Here is a 12,314-nt window from a genome sequence, read left to right on the forward strand (position 1 = left end):
GATGACCGCTCGCCCTGCGCCTGCCGACCCCGCGCACCACGATGCGCCCGTGCTCGCCGTCGATGTGGGCGGGACGAAGGTCGAGGCCGCGCTCGTCGACGCCGCAGGCCAGGTGCTCCCCGGTACTCGCGTGCGGGTGCCGACCGGGCCCGCGTCCGCCGCCTCCGCGAACGCGTTCAGCCAGGCGCTGGCCGAGGCCGTCGCGGCGGTGCGCGGGCACGCGCTCGCCGCGGGAGTCCGGCAGATCGGCGTCGGTGCGGCCGGGCCGGTCGACCTGATGGCCGGTACGATCAGCCCCCTCAACCTGCCCGCGGTGCGCGAGTTCGACATCGTGGGCGCGCTCCGCGGCATGAGCGGACTGGAGGACGTCCGCCTGCGGCTGGACGGGACCTGCATCGCACTGGCGGAACTCTGGAAGGGCGCGGCGCAGGGGGTGAGCAATGCGATCGTCTTCGTCGTCTCCACCGGCATCGGCGGCGGCGTCGTGGCCGACGGCCGGGTCGTCACCGGCGCGTCGGGCAATGCGGGACACCTCGGGCAGCTGATCGTCGACCGGGTGAGCGGAGACGATGTGGCGGCCGCGACGGCCGAAGGCCAGGCCTCGGGGAGGAACGCCGTCGAATGGGCTAGGCGGCAGGGCTGGCCGGGCACCTCGGGTGAAGAACTGGCCCGCGACTACGCGCGCGGCAAGACCCTCGCGGTGCGCGCCGTCGAACGTTCGGCCTCCGCGCTGGGCCGTGGCCTGGCCAACGTCGCCGTACTGCTCGACACGGAGCTGGCCATCATGGGCGGCGGATTCTCGTTCGTGACGGAGGACTATCCCGCGATGGTGGAGCGGGCCGCCCACGCCCACAGCGTCAACGCCTATGCCCGGAAGCTGCGCGTCACCCGCGCCGCACTGGGCGGCGACGCGCCCCTCGTCGGCGCGGCGGCCCAGGTGCTGCGGGAGGATCTGCTCGGGTGAGCAACGTGGCCCGGTTGTAGCTGGCGACCCAATCGCTATCGGCGCCACCAGCCGCAACCCGGGCCTCAACGCCGGCGGGCCGCCAACCAGGCGCCCGCGGCGAGCAGCAGGCCAGCGCCCGGCACGAGTTCATGGTCGGCGGCCAGCAGCCGGGGACCGGCGGGGCAGCCCTGGTCCAGGGGCACAGTGGCTGCCGGGCCATCCCGCCACGGCTCGGGGCAGCTGTGCGCCGTCACCTGCAGGGGCAGCTCTCCGTGCGCTTCCACCGAGGCCGATGCCGTCCCCGGTTCATCCTCGGGCGGGTGCACCTGAATGCCGATGTCCCAGCGCGCCGAGGCCCCCGGCGCCAGGCCGGTCATGGTCTCCGGGAGGTAGAGGGAGGTGAGCGTCAGATGGTTCCCGGCGACGCGCTCGGTCCGGACTTCGCCTGCAGGACTGCCGTGGGCCGGGGAGTCCGCGGATGGGCCTGCCGTCAGCGCCGCTGCCAGCACGCACGCCGGGGGCACGACGGGGAGGATCGCCGGGAACCGGTCACGCCGCCGATGCAGCTGGCCCGCCTCCCGCGGTCCCGGAAGCGCGGTACCGCGCTGTCCGTGTCCGTGCTGTCCGTGCCCGGCTCGCTGCCACGCGGCGGACTAGAACCGGGAGCCGCGCTCGTCCAGGAAGTGCTGCACGCGCTCGAGCGTCTTGGAGCTGTAGGTTCCCTCGGCGCGGGCGTCCAGGAGCACGTCCTGTTCGACCTCGAGTAGTTGCCGGTTCAGTTCCCTGCGCTGGTGGAACGCAGTTTCCCGGTCAGTCTGGTCCAGCAGCATCGCGACCGCGTCGCCCATGGCGGCGGCACGGGACCGGGCCTCCTGGAGCACTTCCTCGTCAAAAGGCTTGCCGTCCTCACGGCGCAGCGACGGGCCCGCCAGGAACTCCTGGGTGGCGGTGCTCATCTCCTGCATCAGACGCGAGAGCTCCTGCCGCTCGTGGGCCTCATCGCTGCCGCGGATGCCGAGCCGGCGGATCAGCCAGGGCAGGGTGCCGCCGTGCAGCAGGAGGGTCGTCACGGCCACGGTGAACGCGATGAACACCAGTTCCGCCCGGTGCGGCACGTCATGCGGCAGGGATTGGGCGGCGGCCAGGGTGACGACGCCGCGCATGCCCGACCAGGCCAGCACCGCGCCGCCGCGCCAGCCAAGCCCTTCCCGGGCGAGGGCCTCCGCATCGGCCCGGCGACGCCGCACCACGCGTTCCACCCGCGCGAACCGGCCCTCTCCCCCGCCCTTGGCGGCCACGGCATCGCTGAACTCGTCCAGGAAGGCCAGCTGCCCGACGGCTCGCCTCCGGGCGGAACGCAGCCACAGCACCAGTCCGGCCGAGAACAGGGCGCGCACCACGATCAGCACCCCGGTCGTGGCCAGGGCGATGCCCACCGCGGCGGCGATGTCCCGGTCCTCGGCGCGCAGATCGCCGACCACCGCGGTGATCTCGTAGCCCATCAGCAGGAACACGCCGTTCTCCAGCAGCGTCTGGATGGTACGCCAGTTGGTCCGCTCCGCGATCCGGTCGTGGGCGCTGAACCGGCGGGCGCTTTGATGCCCGGTGATGAGCCCGGCGGTGACGACGGCGATGACCCCCGAGGCGCCCAGATGCTCGGCGGGGATGAACGCCAGGAACGGCACGACGAAGGAGATCGCGGTGGTCAGCACGGGCTCCTGCCGGATGGCGGAGCGCACCCGGACCGAGACCAGTCCGACCAGGGCGCCCACGGCGATGCCGACCGCGAGCGCATAACCGAAATCGCCGAGGGCGTCCCAGAACGAGAACGACCCCGCGATCGCCGCGACCGCGGTGCGCAGCAGCACGAGGGCGGTGGCGTCGTTGACGAGCCCCTCCCCTTCGAGTGCCGTGATCAGCCGAGGCGGCAGGCCCAGGCGCTTGCCGATGGAGATCGCCGCGACCGCATCGGGCGGGCTGACCACGGCGCCCAGGGCGATGGCCGCGGGCAGCCCGAGGCCGGGAATCAGCCACCAGATGAGCGTCCCGGCCGCGAGCGCGGAGACCACCACCAGGACGACCGAGAGCGCGGTGATGGTGCCGATGCTGCGGCGGAAGTCGGTGACCGGCACGTTCACGGCCGCGGCGTAGAGAATGGGCGGCAGCACGATGGCCAGGATCCACTCCGGTTCCACCAGGATCTCGGGGGTCCCCGGGATGAAGCTGCAGCCGATGCCCACGAGCACCAGGAGCACCGGCGCGGCGACGCCGTGCTTCTGCGCGAACAGCGAGGTCGCGACGATGATCAGGACCGCCACGACCGCCAGCAGGGCGTACTCCTCCATACCGGTACTCCTCTTCGGCCTGGACGAAACAGGGGAAACGAGGTCGCCGGGATCAGCCGCTGGGCCGGCCGTCGAAGGCGATGGTCACGGGGGTCACCAGGCCGTCCTCGATCATCGGCGCCGACGATTGATGTCATGGTACGCCCGCCCGGAGGCGGCTGCGCGGAATCGGCACCCAGACCAGCCGGTGACGCAGGCCGCGGGCGCCTGGACGCCGATGCCGCAGCGGGCACCGCGGGCACATAGCGGCGCCGGAACGCAGCGGTCATCCCCGCAGCAGGCGTTCGAGCTCGCTGAGCGTGCCGGTGCCGGCCTGAGGCAAGTACACGACGATGTGCAGCTCCGGGGCATCGGAGGGGATCAGCCGGTGATGCTCGAAGACCAGCTCCCCCGCGTCCGGATGCAGGAACGTCCGTTCGCGAGAGGCGAAGCGTCCCACTTCATGCTGGTCCCAGGCCTCGGCGAACTCGGCGCTGAGCCGCCGCAGCCGGGTGATGAGCGCGGTGTGCGCCGGGTGCCCCAGCAGACCTCCGGCCTCGGCACGGTACTCCGCGAGGAACCGCCGGCTGGTCATCTCCCAGTCCGGCAGCATCCGGCGGACGTCAGGGTCCGTGAAGATCAATGCCAGGAGATTGCGCTCCGGCGGCGCGATCCGCCCGATCCCCGGGTAGAGCAGCTCATAGGCGCGGTTCCAGCCGCCGATGCTCCAGCCGGGTGTGACGGCGAAGGCCGGAGCCGGGAGCTGGGCGTCGACGAGCCGTTGCAGATGTGCGGGCATCCGGGCCGGCAGCGGGGCGTCCTCACGCGGAAGGGGCACGAATCCGGCCAGCGAGAGCACGTAGTCGTGTTCGGGCGCGCTGAGGCGAAGCGTGAGGGCGACCGCGTCGAGCACCTGCCGCGAGGGGTTGATCTCCCGCCCCTGCTCGAGCCAGGTGTACCAGGTGACGCTGACGCCGGCCAGATATGCGATCTCCTCGCGGCGGAGACCCGTCGTCCGGCTGCGGCCCACGGGCGGGAGATCGTAATCGGCGCGGAGGGCGCGTTCCCGCCGCTTCCGCAAGAACGCGCCGAGTTCTTTCCGCCGGTCCTCAGTGCTCGCCATCGGCAGATCCTATCAGTGCCACTACTAGTATCAGCGCCGTCTTCATCCCGGCTGCGGCGGCGTGCGGCAATGGATGGCATGCCTGTTCTTCGCTCACGCACCGTCACCCACGGCCGCAATATGGCCGGAGCCCGCGCCCTGCTGCGTGCTGCGGGCGTCGCCGGATCGGACCTGGGAAAGCCCATCGTGGCCGTCGCCAACAGCTTCACCGAGTTCGTGCCCGGGCACACCCATCTGCAGCCGGTGGGGAGAGTGGTCAGCGAGGCCATCGCCGAGGCCGGCGCCGTGCCGCGCGAGTTCAATACCATCGCCGTCGACGACGGGATCGCCATGGGCCACCACGGGATGCTGTACTCGCTTCCCTCCCGCGATCTGATCGCTGACTCGATCGAGTACATGGTGAACGCGCACTGCGCCGATGCCCTCGTGTGCATCTCCAACTGCGACAAGATCACCCCGGGCATGCTGATGGCGGCGCTGCGGCTGAACATCCCCACCGTGTTCGTCTCCGGGGGCCCGATGGAAGGCGGGCGGGCGACCCTGGTGGACGGCACCGTCCGCACCGGGCTCACCCTGGTGTCCGCCATCGCCGACTCCGCCTCCGGTTCCGTCTCCGACGAGGATCTGAAGCGGATCGAGGAGCAGGCCTGTCCCACCTGCGGCTCCTGCGCCGGCATGTTCACGGCCAACTCGATGAACTGCCTGCTGGAGGCGCTGGGCCTGGCGCTGCCCGGCAACGGCACGACGCTGGCCACGCACACCGCCCGCAAAGAGCTGTACCAGCAGGCCGGCCGCGTGATCGTGGAGCTGACCCGCAGATACTACGAGGATGAGGACGAGACCGTGCTGCCGCGGCGGATCGCCTCACGGGCGGCGTTCGAGAACGCGATGAGCCTGGACGTGGCGATGGGCGGCTCCACGAACACCGTGCTCCACCTGCTGGCCGCGGCCCAGGAGGCCGGAGTGGACTTCGGCATGGCGGACATCGACCGCCTGTCCCGGCGGGTGCCATGCCTGTGCAAGGTGGCACCCAACGGTTCCTATCTGGTGGAGGACGTGCACCGCGCAGGCGGGATCCCGGCGCTGCTGGGCGAGCTGGACCGCGCCGGGCTGCTGCACCGCGATGTGAGCACCGTCCACGCCCCGGACCTGGCGCACTGGCTCGCGGCGTGGGACGTCCGGGGCGAAGGAGCGTCCCCGGAAGCGGTCGAGCTGTTCCACGCGGGACCGGGATGCGAGCGTTCGGCGCGGGCGTTCTCGCAGTCGCGCCGCTGGCATGACCTGGACCTGGACGCGGAGGGCGGGTGCATCCGCGATGTGGCGCACGCCTACTCCCCCGATGGCGGCCTGGCGGTGCTCAGCGGCAACCTCGCCCCAGACGGGTGCATCGTCAAGACCGCCGGCGTCGACGAGTCGATCCTGACCTTCACCGGGCCGGCCGTCGTGGTGGAATCCCAGGAGGCGGCGGTGGAGGCCATCCTGGGCAAGCGAGTGCGGGCCGGAGACGTGGTCGTCGTCCGGTACGAGGGGCCGCGCGGCGGGCCGGGCATGCAGGAGATGCTCTACCCGACGGCGTTCCTGAAGGGGCGCGGCCTCGGAGCGGCATGCGCGCTCGTGACGGACGGACGGTTCTCCGGGGGCACCTCGGGTCTTTCGGTGGGGCACGTCTCCCCCGAGGCGGCGGCGGGCGGGCCGATCGCGCTGGTCGAGGACGGCGACGAGGTGACGATCGACATCCCCTCCCGGTCGATCACCCTGCAGGTCAGCGAGGCGGTGCTGGCCGAGCGCCGCGGCAAGCTCCTGGCCGGCGGCGGATTCCGCCCGGCAGGCAGGGACCGGCCGGTCTCGGCGGCGCTGCGGGCGTACGCCGCGATGGTCACATCCGCCGACCGCGGCGCCGTACGGGACACGGAGCTCCTCGGGTAGGGGCGGCCGAGTTCCTGGAACTCGCCATCCAGCCGGATCAGCCGGGCCGGTTGTCCCCGTGACCTTCGTGTTCCTCATAGCTCCAGGGGTCGATCAGTTCGACTCCCGCGTAGCGGAAATTCTTAATATTCCGGGTCGCGAGGGGGCAGGCATGCGTACGGCAGATCGCTGCGATCATCGCATCCTCCACCGACATCGGGCGGCCACGACGGTCAGCATCGGCTCGCAACTCCCTGTACGTTCTGGCCGCAGCGTCGTCGAACCCGAACAGTCGGTCTCCCGCGGCGTCAACGAGCCGTTGCACCCGGCTTAGCAACGCATCCTGACGCTTGCCAGCCGGGAGGAGACGGACTCCGTAGAAGAGTTCGGCAACAGTGACCGAGGTGATTGCACCGTCCTCGCGGTTCCTCTGCGTCCATGCGACGACCCGTTCCGAAGGGAGCGGCCGGACAAGCTCAGACCACACGTTGGTGTCGAGGACAATCATGAGAAATCGGGTGGCGTTCTGCCGATGCTTCGTTCTGGGAGCGGAAAATCACCCCGGACGTCCTCGATCCCATCCAGCCACACGTCCACAAGCGGCTGGCGTTGCGCGACTTGCTCAATGAGTTCTCGCGCCGACTTCCATGGATCGACCGTGCTTTCTGGCGCGTTCCTTCAACGCCTGATGCGCCGCATCGCTGAGATTTCTCACCGTAATGGCTGCCATCGCATTCACCCCCTGCTAGCAATGCCAGAGCATCAGGCGCGAATCACCGGACCGCGTGATCGATTCAGGCCTGTTCCCTCGCATTGCTTCTGGTTCCTACGTGCCGGGTGATGAGGATCCGCGCTCCTTACGGTGCTTCCGGGGACGCGCCGGTGAATCGTTGGGCGCCGACGACGCCCAGCAGCCGGATCTTCTCCGCGGCCTCGGATCTGGGAGGTGCCGTCAGGACGATCAGCACCTGGGACTCGTCCTGCGTGAACAGCACCTGGCAGTCCACCTCGATGGGTCCCAGTTCCGGGTGGACGAGGGTCTTGTGGTCTTCGAAGCGCCGGGCCACCTCATGGCGGGCCCACAGCCCGGCGAACTCCTCGCTGGCAACGTTCAGTGCAGCCACCATGCGACCGGCTGGCGAGTTCTCCCCCAGCACTCCGTAGGCAGCGCGCAGGTTCGCCACCAGGGCACGCGACTGCCGGTCCCGGTCGCCGGGCGGGTAGATCAGGCGGGCCCCGGGCTCGGTGAACCAGCGGTAGATGTCGCTGCGAGCCAGGCCGGTGCGGGCGGTGTGGTCACCGAAGATCGCCTGGGCGAGGCGGTTGGCCACGAGCGTCTCGCCCAGACGGGAGAGGACCATGGCCGGGGTGTCGTCGAGCCGGTCGAGCACCCGCAGCAGGCCGGGGGCCACATGCTCACCGATGCCGGTCCGCTCCGGCGCGGCGTGCCCGGCCAGCCGGAAGAGGTAGTCGCGCTCGTCGTCGCTGAGCCGCAGCGTGCGGGCCAGCGCCGTGAGCATCTGCGGGCTCGGCTGCGGACCGCGCGACTGCTCCAGGCGCGTGTAGTAGTCCACGGACATACCGGTCAGCTGGGCGACCTCTTCACGGCGCAGCCCGGCGGCCCGGCGGCGCGGGCCGCCGGACAGGCCGACATCGGCAGGGGTCAGGGCCTCGCGGCGGGTCCGCAGGAAGGCGGCCAGTTCAGCGCGGTTCACGCCCTCCATCATGCCGCGCCGCGGAGCTCTCAACCAGGGATCGGCAGTCCTACGATCACCGGGGCCCTTTCGCCGCCGCGTGGGCGGGCGCAGGCTGGGAGCATGAATCTCACACAGGACACCATCTTCATCCCCGGCGCGACGAGCGGCATCGGCCTGGCCTTGGCCCTCCGGTTCCAGGAGCGCGGCAGCACCGTCATCATCGGCGGCCGCCGGCAGGAACTCCTGGAGCGGCTGCGGGCAGAGCACGGTTTCGGCACGGTGCACATCGACACCTCGGACCCGGAGAGCATCCGAGCGGTGGCCACGGAGGTCATCGGCACTCATCCGGAACTCAACGCCGTCGTACTGATGGCCGGCATCATGGTCGCCGAGGACTGGCACTCCCCGGAGGGCTTCCTGGACACCGCCGAGGCGACGGTGGCCACCAATGTGCTAGGTCCGATCCGGCTGATCGCGGCGTTCATCGAGCACCTCCGGGCGCAGCCCCGGGCCACCATCATGACCGTCTCCAGCGGCCTGGCCTCGGCGCCGCTGAAGGTAACGCCGACCTACAACGCCAGCAAGGCGTTCGTGCATATGCTCAGCGAGTCGATCCGGCTCCAGCTGGCCGATACGGGCGTCCAGGTGGTCGAGCTGGTGCCTCCGGCCGTGCGGACGGCGCTCATGCCGGGTCATGAGGACAATGAGCGTGCGATGCCGCTGGACGAGTTCGCCGATGAGGTTCTCACCCTGCTGGAGACCCAGCCGGAGGCGCATGAGGTCCTGGTGGAGCGGGTGAAGTTCCTGCGCTTCGCGGAAGTCCGCGGCGACTACGACGAGGTCGTCCGGATCCTGAACGCCACCGACCCGCATGCGAACGGGACGGCTGGCCGACGCTGAGCATTCGGCGGGCGCCGTCCCGGCCAGTGCGGCCTTCCGGTTCCCGCCGGCACGACCTTCGAGTTGCCCCCGGCACGACCTTCCACCATCACGGGACGAGACAGCGCAGGGAGCACCGTCCGGCCACGACAGACTGCGGCTGCCGAACGCCCGCACGCCGGTTCCGGGACGCTGCTGAAGCAACCTGGATGCCTATGCACAACAGCTGCGCCGAGGCCCCCACATTTGCGCGGCGAACCCCAGCGCCCGATGGATGTCCTCACGGTCCAAGGACGGATGCTCGCTCCTGCTGAATGTCCTCAACCGTCATGCCGCCGGCCACCATCCGCACGACCGTCTTCACTGGAAAGCGCATACCCCGGATGATCGGGTGACCGTTCATGAGGGTGGGGTCATATGCGATCCGGTCGAACACGGAAACGCCACCCACTCCGAAGGAGTCTCGCACCCCGGGGAACGCGGGCCTTCTTACTATGTGGACCTAGCGGGAGGCTTGTCGAAACTTGCCCCGCCGCTGGCCCGCTTGAGTTTGATGCATCGCGCGATCCGTCTTCGTGCGCGGCATGGTGTCCGTCGCGAGGAGTCTCACGTCCGACAGCAGGCAAGGGTCAGCGGCGAGGTGCTCCTTTCGGCAGAGGCTCAATACGCGGCCGGTGAGACGCTGCGCACGATAGCCACGGACGTCGGCGTGAGTCGGCAACGGCTGGCGTCACTGTTGCGCGAGCGAGGTGTGCGTCTTCGTCGCACCGCTCCCTCGGATGCGGAGGTTCAGGAAATGGTTCGGCGGTATGCCGACGGTGAGTCTCTCGAACGCGTGGGCGCACGCGTCGGTTTTTCGGCCGGCACTGTTCGAAACCATCTGATCGCGGCGGGGGTACTGCTCCGCGATCCACAAGGGCGTGAGCGATGAACCCTCCCTCGACCCTGCTCATGGCTGTGCGCCTTCGCCAGCGAAGTTGCCGGCGTGCTCAGAGCGGGGTCTCCGAACTTGCGGACCCTATTTCTGGCTTTCAGGGTTAGGGGACGCTCGGCGCGGTGCCGCCGACTATAGGTACAAGAGCGTGTCCGCGACAGGCTCGGGTAGGCGCTCGATGGCGCCGGAGCGCTCGCTGAGCGTGCGCAGGTTCCACCAGGTCGCTGCGCGAACCTCTTGTGGGCTTGTACCCCAGGCCTGACTCAGCAGCAGCTCTATGCGTCCTGTGTCGGCTGGTCTGCGGGAACGCACCTTGCGTGCGGGAAAGTCGGTCTCGCATAGAACCCGGTCCCGCGGAAGTCGTCGGATCTGATCTTCGGACATCGCGGCGTTGACCGAGAAGTATGCATCGGCGTCGATCGCCCGCTTGACATCGGTGTCATCTCCGTTGAACCAGTGCAGGATCGCTCCGCCCGTCTTGGCATCGTGGAGGTACTGGACGACCTCGGTTGTCGCTCCGGAGCTGTGAATGGAGACCAGCACTGGCTCGCTGCGCACGATGGTCAGTATCTCTTGGAAGATGGAGCATTGCCGAGCCCAGTCGCCTCCGCGGCGGTCCAGGCCGATCTCGCCAACAAGCGCGAAGGAGCGGAGGAGGTCTTTGAAGCGTTCCGGATCCCATGCGGCGCGGGCAGTTGCGACTGCCGGATGGATACCGAGCCCCCAGATGAGCGAGTGATCGCGCCGGTTCTTGACCTGACTAGCTTCGTGGAGGCTTCGGGTCATAGCGAACACGACGGCGTCACCGAGGGCCGTGATTTGGTCTCGGGTGACGTCGGGAGCGATGTGGGCGTGGGCGTCCAGCGCCGGAAGGTCGGCGCTGGTCACGTCAGGTCGACCTTCCCGAGTTCGGCGAGTCCGCGTCTGGCAAGATCGCTGATTGCATCGAGGTCAGCATCGGGAGGCCAGGTCCCCGCGTCGATCGCATCGTCGTCGATTCCTCGGGCGGTTGCGTAACTGATAGCAGCACGGTCACTGTATCTCCGCTCCAGGAGTTCACTTCGTGCGGTTCCAGTGAGGTTGTCGGAGAGGTAGATGGTCGAGTCGTCTGTTTCGGCTGCGATGAATGCTCCTCGGCGGGTGACGCAGGCGTAGCACAGCCCGCAGTTCAGGGTGGAGTTGCCGCCCTTGATTCGGGCTCCGTCGAGTTTGCTGCACGAGACGGTCAAGCCAGCGGTGTGCTCCCAGCCTGCTGGTGGCTGGCGGTCGGCAACGAGGCGCATCTCCTCGCCCTTGGTGTAGTCGGCGAACGGGTTGGTCACCGACACGGTCAGCCCGAGTGTGTGGAGAAGCGTGTTGACGCGGTGGAAGGTCTCGGGGTGGGTGGAACGGGTTGATAGAGCGCCAGCACGGTTGGGGTGCAGTGGCAGGTTCAGGCTGGTGAAGCCGTTCTCAGGTACGAAGAGAGTCGTTGCCTGGCGGCTTGATGCGACAGCAACTCCGAGGGCCACAAAGAGCAGAGAACGGCTTCGACTGGAGCTTTCCTTCTTATCGGCAACCTGGGTGAACTCGCTCTGTGAGTACGAAGGCGCTGGCGCGTAGGAGTCTTGAAGCCAAGAGCGGATGGCGTTCTGGGCACGTCGCACCGCGGTGGCAGTGTCGTAGTGGCCCACAAAGAGCGGAGCATCATCCAAACTAGAGAGCAAGTGCAGGGCACCGAGGAAGGAGTCGAGTCCACCGCTGAGCAGAGCGACGGATGCCACGTTGTCGGGCGATTGGCCGGCTGGGGGGTCCGATCTGGTCGTCGAATCCTGTACCAACTCGATTTCCCAGGTGTCGCCGGTCAGCCAGGAGAGCAGCTGGGCGAGCTGGTCCGCGGCATCGGCTTCCCACAGTGAGGGGTCGGAGACTTCGACCGTGAGCTGGAGCCGCCGAGTGAAGGCGGTTGGCCTTCCCGAGAGCCGATCTGCGAGGTAGGCGGCACCGGCGATGCGCGCCAGGTCGACGGCTTGGTCCGGGACCGGCCCCAACGACGGCAGCCACCAACCGAGGCCGCTCTTGATCGTGCTGGTCTGGCCTGCCGCGGTGGGCCACCGCAGACGCTGCTGAGCGGGCGCGCTCTCGTTCGTGGAGTCCTCGCCGGAGACGTAGAAATGAGTCTGTGGCATGTCGATTACCTTGCCCTCAGTACGCGGATCGCTCGTTGGGCGAGGTCGGCGGCGGCTTGATGCAGGCTGTTGGCGGATAGAGCCGGGGCGGCGTCGATATCAAGGCCACGCACCTTCGCGTCGATCCAGCCACGCAGCATTCGTTCGCGTGTGACCGCCTCGTTCCCATCGAGAGTGCCGTTGGTGATCTGGTCTTGAAGTTCCACGAGTCCGAGCTGGAAAATGTAAGCACTGACGAACCCTTTGATCGCTTCAGGGGACTGCCGCACATTTAGGTGACAGTTGGGGGTGTCAGGCCGCGAGGCTCACGGCCGGGTTCATGATGGTCTCGTATTCGA

At 68.9% G+C, this 12,314-nt stretch carries 13 protein-coding genes; 3 read left to right on the plus strand and 10 right to left on the minus strand.

Annotation, left to right across the window (positions count from 1 at the left end; translation table 11 throughout):
* Position 1 precedes the first annotated feature (1 nt).
* Positions 2–964 carry an ROK family protein gene (locus IEW13_RS15720; RefSeq protein ID WP_188551880.1) on the plus strand — a complete coding sequence of 321 codons (963 nt, stop codon included), beginning with the start codon at positions 2–4 and terminating at the stop codon, positions 962–964.
* Positions 965–1,029: 65 nt separating this feature from the next.
* On the opposite strand, the gene IEW13_RS15725 is transcribed toward IEW13_RS15720, so the two are convergent.
* From IEW13_RS15725 to IEW13_RS15735, 3 genes are all read right to left on the minus strand, one after another.
* On the minus strand, positions 1,030–1,470 hold the full coding sequence (locus tag IEW13_RS15725; RefSeq protein WP_188551881.1) for a hypothetical protein: 441 nt from the start codon (positions 1,468–1,470) through the stop codon (positions 1,030–1,032).
* Positions 1,471–1,599: 129 nt separating this feature from the next.
* A complete protein-coding gene (locus IEW13_RS15730; RefSeq protein WP_188551882.1) occupies positions 1,600–3,291 on the minus strand; it encodes a cation:proton antiporter in 1,692 nt (563 codons plus the stop codon).
* A gap of 265 nt (positions 3,292–3,556) precedes the next feature.
* Positions 3,557–4,393, minus strand: coding sequence for a helix-turn-helix transcriptional regulator (locus IEW13_RS15735; protein WP_188551883.1), 837 nt, complete (start codon positions 4,391–4,393; stop codon positions 3,557–3,559).
* A gap of 78 nt (positions 4,394–4,471) precedes the next feature.
* Here IEW13_RS15735 and ilvD point away from each other — a divergent pair, with 78 nt between their 5' ends.
* Positions 4,472–6,319 carry a dihydroxy-acid dehydratase gene (gene ilvD / locus IEW13_RS15740; protein WP_188551884.1) on the plus strand — a complete coding sequence of 616 codons (1,848 nt, stop codon included), beginning with the start codon at positions 4,472–4,474 and terminating at the stop codon, positions 6,317–6,319.
* 37 nt (positions 6,320–6,356) lie between these two features.
* Here the strand turns inward: ilvD and IEW13_RS15745 are convergent, their stop codons facing one another.
* From IEW13_RS15745 to IEW13_RS15750, 3 genes are all read right to left on the minus strand, one after another.
* The gene (locus IEW13_RS15745; protein WP_188551885.1) at positions 6,357–6,806 is read right to left on the minus strand and encodes a type II toxin-antitoxin system VapC family toxin; all 450 of its coding nucleotides are present in this window, start codon (positions 6,804–6,806) and stop codon (positions 6,357–6,359) included.
* Positions 6,807–6,920: 114 nt separating this feature from the next.
* The gene (locus IEW13_RS17840; RefSeq protein WP_373283595.1) at positions 6,921–7,028 is read right to left on the minus strand and encodes a FitA-like ribbon-helix-helix domain-containing protein; all 108 of its coding nucleotides are present in this window, start codon (positions 7,026–7,028) and stop codon (positions 6,921–6,923) included.
* Positions 7,029–7,155: 127 nt separating this feature from the next.
* Positions 7,156–8,013, minus strand: a complete 858-nt coding sequence (locus IEW13_RS15750; protein ID WP_188551886.1) for a helix-turn-helix transcriptional regulator — start codon at positions 8,011–8,013, stop codon at positions 7,156–7,158.
* A 102-nt stretch (positions 8,014–8,115) separates the two neighbouring features.
* On the opposite strand from IEW13_RS15750, the gene IEW13_RS15755 reads away from it, so the two are divergent.
* Entirely contained in the window at positions 8,116–8,895 is a 780-nt protein-coding gene (locus IEW13_RS15755; protein ID WP_188551887.1) for an SDR family oxidoreductase, read from the plus strand.
* A 259-nt stretch (positions 8,896–9,154) separates the two neighbouring features.
* Here IEW13_RS15755 and IEW13_RS17570 read toward each other — a convergent pair whose 3' ends face one another.
* The 4 genes from IEW13_RS17570 to IEW13_RS15775 form a co-directional block, all read right to left on the minus strand.
* On the minus strand, positions 9,155–9,325 hold the full coding sequence (locus IEW13_RS17570) for a DUF433 domain-containing protein (RefSeq protein ID WP_229745241.1): 171 nt from the start codon (positions 9,323–9,325) through the stop codon (positions 9,155–9,157).
* 615 nt (positions 9,326–9,940) lie between these two features.
* Positions 9,941–10,696 (minus strand): TatD family hydrolase, encoded by a 756-nt coding sequence (locus tag IEW13_RS15765; RefSeq protein ID WP_188551888.1) that lies wholly within the window; start codon positions 10,694–10,696, stop codon positions 9,941–9,943.
* Positions 10,693–11,976 (minus strand): queuosine biosynthesis protein queC, encoded by a 1,284-nt coding sequence (locus IEW13_RS15770; RefSeq protein WP_188551889.1) that lies wholly within the window; start codon positions 11,974–11,976, stop codon positions 10,693–10,695. The genes IEW13_RS15765 and IEW13_RS15770 overlap by 4 nt, the downstream gene beginning before the upstream one ends.
* A 5-nt stretch (positions 11,977–11,981) precedes the next feature.
* The gene (locus IEW13_RS15775) at positions 11,982–12,245 is read right to left on the minus strand and encodes a hypothetical protein (RefSeq protein ID WP_188551890.1); all 264 of its coding nucleotides are present in this window, start codon (positions 12,243–12,245) and stop codon (positions 11,982–11,984) included.
* Positions 12,246–12,314 lie beyond the last annotated feature (69 nt).

The organism is Sediminivirga luteola (genome assembly GCF_014639315.1).
GTDB lineage: Bacteria > Actinomycetota > Actinomycetes > Actinomycetales > Brevibacteriaceae > Sediminivirga > Sediminivirga luteola.